Origin of the sequence: Autumnicola edwardsiae (assembly GCF_031846505.1) — a bacterium.
Classification (GTDB): domain Bacteria; phylum Bacteroidota; class Bacteroidia; order Flavobacteriales; family Flavobacteriaceae; genus Autumnicola; species Autumnicola edwardsiae.
Genome location: NZ_JAVRHP010000142.1, coordinates 1 through 5,180, shown reverse-complemented (window position 1 = coordinate 5,180; position 5,180 = coordinate 1). Strand labels below are relative to the sequence as shown.

The window sequence follows — 5,180 nt, the reverse complement described above, 5'->3', positions numbered from 1 at the left end:
AGTTTCACCACGAATTCACGAATAACTTCTGGGAGCTTCCGTAGAAAACTTTTCAGGGAGTGTCCTGATTCTTATTTCCTGTTTTCTGGTTCAGTTTAATGTGAACGATCCAAAATAGTAATTTTCGACCTTTGTAAGTACGAAGTAAGAGGGACGAGTGTACGAAGTTTTTTTTTATCTCTTTCCTCTCAAAGTGCGGTGCTGAATTGACAATTATCGCTCTGAAGTTTCACCACCAATGCACTAATAACCTCTAAATGTTTCCGTAGAAGAATATTTTAGAGAGTATCCTGATTCTTATCTCCTGTTTCCTGGTTCAGTTTAAAGTGAACGATCCAAAATGTCAATTATCGATCTTCAGATCTTTCTGTGGCTAAGAATTAAGAATGTTCTCTTTTAAATATAGAGTATAAAAAAAAGCCCCAATTTGGGGCTTTTTTAAGTAAAAATGGTTGGTTAGTTGGTTTCTCTAATTCATGATTGTGAACTCACTTCGCCTGTTTTGGGCATACTGCGCTGCAGTACATCCTGTTGGCGCTGTACAATCGTTAAGTGGCATACTCTCACCATATCCTTTAGAAGTTAACCTGTCTCTTGAAATTCCGTTTTCTACCAAATATTCTAATGTGGCAGCGGCACGTCTTTCAGAAAGACCCATATTGTATTGGTCGCTTCCTCTGGCATCGGCATGAGAGCCTATCTCGATCTCCAGTGTTGGATATTTATTCATTATAGCTACGACCCTGTCTAAAGTTGCTTCAGATTCTGGTTTAATTGTAGCCTTATCAAAGTCGAAATAGATATTTCCTACATCACGAAGTTGTTGTCTTCCTGTTTCCAGGTTGGTTTCCCTGTCTTCAAAATCTACAACCGGAGGCTGGTAATCTTCCCTGGTGAAGGTGTAAAGATTATCGCTTCCTCTTCTGTTTGAAGCAAAGAAGCCCCTGGATTCTCCTTCTCTAATAACAAATGCGAAATCATCATTCCCGCTGTTCACTGAAGAACCTAAATTTTGTGATTCAGAAAAGGTATCCTCACTTCTAAAGATATCAAGGTTACCAAATCCCTGGTGCCCGTCTGATGCAAAGTAGAGTACATCTTCCTCACTAATAAATGGGAATTGTTCGCGTTGTGAAGTATTTACTCCTGCACCAAGATTTTCGGGTGATCCAAAAGTACCGTCTTCATTTACATCTACAACATAAATATCAAAAGATCCCATGGAGCCTGGCATGTCACTCGCAAAATAGAGTTTTGTGCCGTCCTTGCTAAGGCTTGGATGCTCTACCGAATATTCTTCGCTGCTAAAAGGTAGTTTTTCCGGTTCTGACCATGCTCCATCTACCATTTCAGACTTAAAGATGCTAATATGCGCAACTCTTAATCCGCTGGTATCTTTTACCCTCTTCTCATTTGTACGGTCAAAATATACCGTTTGGCCATCTTGAGAAAAAGTTGCAGAACTCTCGTGCTCGTCTGTATTAATCACGTCAGAGAATAAAACAATATCATTTAATTCTCCTTCTTCAGAAATTGAAGCACTGTAAAGATCCAGAGTTGGTCTTTTGTTCCAGGGATAAATAGGACGCTCCTGGTTTCTGGTTGAAGCAAAAGCTACTCTGTCGCCAAAATAGGAAATACCAAAATCTGCTGAAGCGCTGTTGTTCATGATTTGGTTTGTAGTGTATACATGTGGTACTGTGGTGTCCAATTGCTTTTCAAATTCTGAAAAGTCAACATCAGTTCCTTTATAGTTACTCATGTATTCGTTTGCCTGCTCATATTCCCCGGTTCCCATAAGTGCATTTGCATATCTAAAATGGTATTCGGGAGAGACATTAGCCTCATGTCTTAAGAACAACAGTCTGTAAACTTCTGTTGCATTGGACATTTGGTTGGTGTAAAAATAAGCATCTCCAAGGTTTTGAAGGACTTCCTGATTTTTGTCAGAAACATCTTCATAAGCAGCGGCCGCATCAACGTAGGCACGCTGAACAAAAAATTTGTCGGCTTTCTTGATTTCAGAACTTTGTCCGAAAGCAGAAATGCTAACTAGTGTTAATAAAATAGTTCTATATATATTTTTCATGTTATGCAGTTTTTAGAAGAATCGGGGTGATTTGTCGTATCCTTTGGTAAGTCCGAAAAGATCAAAATCAAATAATACCATGATCTCATGGGTTCCGTCGTTGTAGTCACCTAAGTTGGAAGTGGTGTAATCGTACGCATAACCTATGCGGAGTTGCGGTGTGATTTTAAAGTTTACCAAACCGGTAACAGATTCGTTAAACCTATAACCAATTCCTGCTTCCAGGCGCTCATATAAAAGTACGTTTGCCGTAGCATCTACAGATAATGGAGCACCCTCAACGCCTCTGGCCATAAAGGCAGGTTTTAGTTTAACATTCTCGCTTAAATCAAAAACATATCCCCCTGTAACGAAATAATGGATATTTTCTTCTCCTAATGCCGTAATACCCTGTTCGTTTTCTAAATGTTTAGAAGTAAAAAGATTTGGGGCAGATAAGCCTAAGTAATAATTATCGCCAAACCAAAATGCTCCAACCCCAAAAACGGGAAAAACCTCGTTGATGTTTTCAAACGCTGGATCATCCTGATCATTTACTATAATTCCTGCAGTATTGGAATCGAATGTGGATAAACCGGCTTTCACCCCAAAAGAGAGGTTACTGGTTTCTCCCGCAGGAAGAACATAAGCGAAATCTGCGGTTATGTTATTTTCTTTTATCCAGCCTCCAACTTCGTCGTGAACTATAGTTAAACCTAATTCTACTCTGTCACTAACCGGAGTGTGAGCGAAGAAATTGGCGGTGCTTGGCGCACCGTCAATTCCTACCCACTGAGATCTGTAAATTCCTCCCAGGTTAAGCATACCGGGATCGTCGGTAGCATAAGCCGGGTTCACAACACTCATGTTATACATGTACTGAGTGAAGAGCGGATCTTGTTGAGACATACCCTTAAGAGAGAAAAGGATAATGCCTGCGAATATTAAATATTTTGTTATTTTTTTCATTTCTATCTAGTATTTATCCTGATTATCTACTTAAGTATATTTTTCCTTGCGTTGGAGGTGTAGTCCCATCGTTAAATTCGATGATATAGAAATAAACTCCTACAGGTAACACATCATCACCAAGGCTTCCAGATTCGGTAGATGTACCGTCCCACTCGGGAGTACTGGCGTTTCCTTTATAAACAGTGTTACCCCATCTGTTAAATATCTCAAGGCTGTAATTAGGATATTCTTCTTCAATGTTTTCAACGATAAAGAGATCGTTTCTTCCGTCGTCATTTGGTGAAATTCCTTCAGGAAAAACTAAAGGACAATCTTCCAACTGTACCGTATATTCAAGTCTTTGTGAACTTTCACATTCTGTTACATCATCAAATAAGGCTGCGTAATATGTAGCACCATCTTCAAGTGGAGTGTTAAGGCTTAAAGCATCACTTCCATCTTCAGAAGCATACCATCTGATATCTCCCGGTTCATTAATTGCAGCATTTAAATCTAACAAGGTGTAGTCCTCAAACTCACAAAGTTCAAGCTGAGACTGGTCTATTGTTGGAGCAGGAGCATCGTTAATAGCAACCATGATTATTGCCGCTTCAGAAACGCATCCACCTTCTGCACTCATGTCGGTAACGTAGTAAGGCTGTTCTACAAGTAAATCTGCAGGGTCTAACTCGTCTGTTAACTCCATGTTTGAGTAGTAAGTGATATTATCTCCGGCAACACCAAGATCTGCAACGGTTGCACCTTCTATAGCACAGAAAGTAAGATCTGATACTGTTGGTGCATCTGGAGCAACAATAACATTTACAGCTACTGTAGATGTACTTGTTCCGCAGCGTTCATCGTCAGATGCTACTGAATAAGTTACCTCATAAGAGCCTTCATCATAATTTGCAGGATCAAAAAGACCATCGGCAATAGTATCGTCACCTAAAGTGAACGTACCATCCATATCTGCATCTGCAGATAGTTCCTCAAAAAGGTTGCGCTGACCGTCGTTATTACATAGAGATATTTCCATGTTTTCACCAGCGTTAGCTGATTCCAGGATTACTACAGTTATAATAGCCGAATCTGAACAGTTACCATCACCTGTGCTTACAATATAAGTTACAATGTAAGTATCGGGTTCATATTGTGACGGCTCCAACATTCCGTTGGCAATTGTATTGCCATTAAGAGTGAATCTTCCGCCCATATCTGCTTCTTGTCCAAGAAGGCTGAATAAATCCTGTGTTTCTTCATTCTGGCAAACAATTAGATCTTCCTCCGGGTCTGGACCTGCACTAGGAACACCTGTTACAGTTACGAAAAGTGATGAGGAATCTTCACCGCATTCATTTTCTGCCGGAACGGTATAGATAAACTCGTAGATACCCGGATCAAATTGTGAAGGATTTATCATTCCATCTTCAACAATATCTCCGTTGTACGTAAATTCTCCATCCATGTCCACATTGTCATCATCTAATCTGGAGAAAAGATTCTGTCTACCTGCATTCTGGCATACCGTATAGGTAAGGTCCATTCCTGCAAATGCAGCATCCTGTACAGTAACCGTAAAAGTTATTTCGGCAGAACCTGTAACACAAGATAATTCTTCTTCGTTTAAAGAATAAGTGATCTCATACTCACCTGGGCCCATTGTTCCCGGATTAAATGTGCCATCTTCATATCCTTCAAAAGTTCCGAACTCCGGATTGTCTCCAATAAAATCGGTTAGATCCTGAACACCTGCATTTTGACAGATTGGAGCAGGATCGTCCACTTCTGTTAATTCAGCGGCAATTTCATCTATAATTGTTACTTCAATATTCGTAGACGATTCGCATCCTCCGTTAAAAACAGTATAAGTGGTTTCAAAAACCTGAGAAGGCGTTGTTGGATTAGCAAGGTAAGCAGCAATTTGAGATGCCACTACTTCCACAGCTGGCGAAAATTCACCTGTTAAATCTACAGTTCCCTCTTCCTCTAATAAATCGTTAAAGAGTGAAACGGCATCATCAGGGTTCTCGATTAATTCAAGAACTTCTGCTATACAGTAAGTGCGGTCGATTAATGTTACCTCGTTTGAACCTACTGTTACTTCTATTTCAAAAGTAGTAGAGTCTATTCCAGTCACACATTCTAATTCATCACCATT

At 39.9% G+C, this 5,180-nt stretch carries 3 protein-coding genes; all 3 read right to left on the bottom strand.

Going from position 1 to position 5,180, the window contains the following annotated elements:
* Positions 1-469 precede the first annotated feature (469 nt).
* On the bottom strand, positions 470-2,089 hold the full coding sequence (locus RM529_RS15815) for an OmpA family protein (protein WP_311485718.1): 1,620 nt from the start codon (positions 2,087-2,089) through the stop codon (positions 470-472).
* A 12-nt stretch (positions 2,090-2,101) separates the two neighbouring features.
* Complete coding sequence (locus tag RM529_RS15810) at positions 2,102-3,037, bottom strand: PorP/SprF family type IX secretion system membrane protein (protein WP_311485717.1); 936 nt, start codon at positions 3,035-3,037, stop codon at positions 2,102-2,104.
* 22 nt (positions 3,038-3,059) lie between these two features.
* The coding region (locus RM529_RS15805) for a T9SS type B sorting domain-containing protein (protein WP_311485716.1) at positions 3,060-5,180 on the bottom strand (2,121 nt) is incomplete at its 5' end.

Excerpts from the sequence above, each read along its gene's own strand:
- RM529_RS15815 (WP_311485718.1), bottom strand. The coding sequence starts at position 2,089 with ATGAAAAATATATATAGAACTATTTTATTAACACTAGTTAGCATTTCT.
- RM529_RS15810 (WP_311485717.1), bottom strand. The coding sequence starts at position 3,037 with ATGAAAAAAATAACAAAATATTTAATATTCGCAGGCATTATCCTTTTC.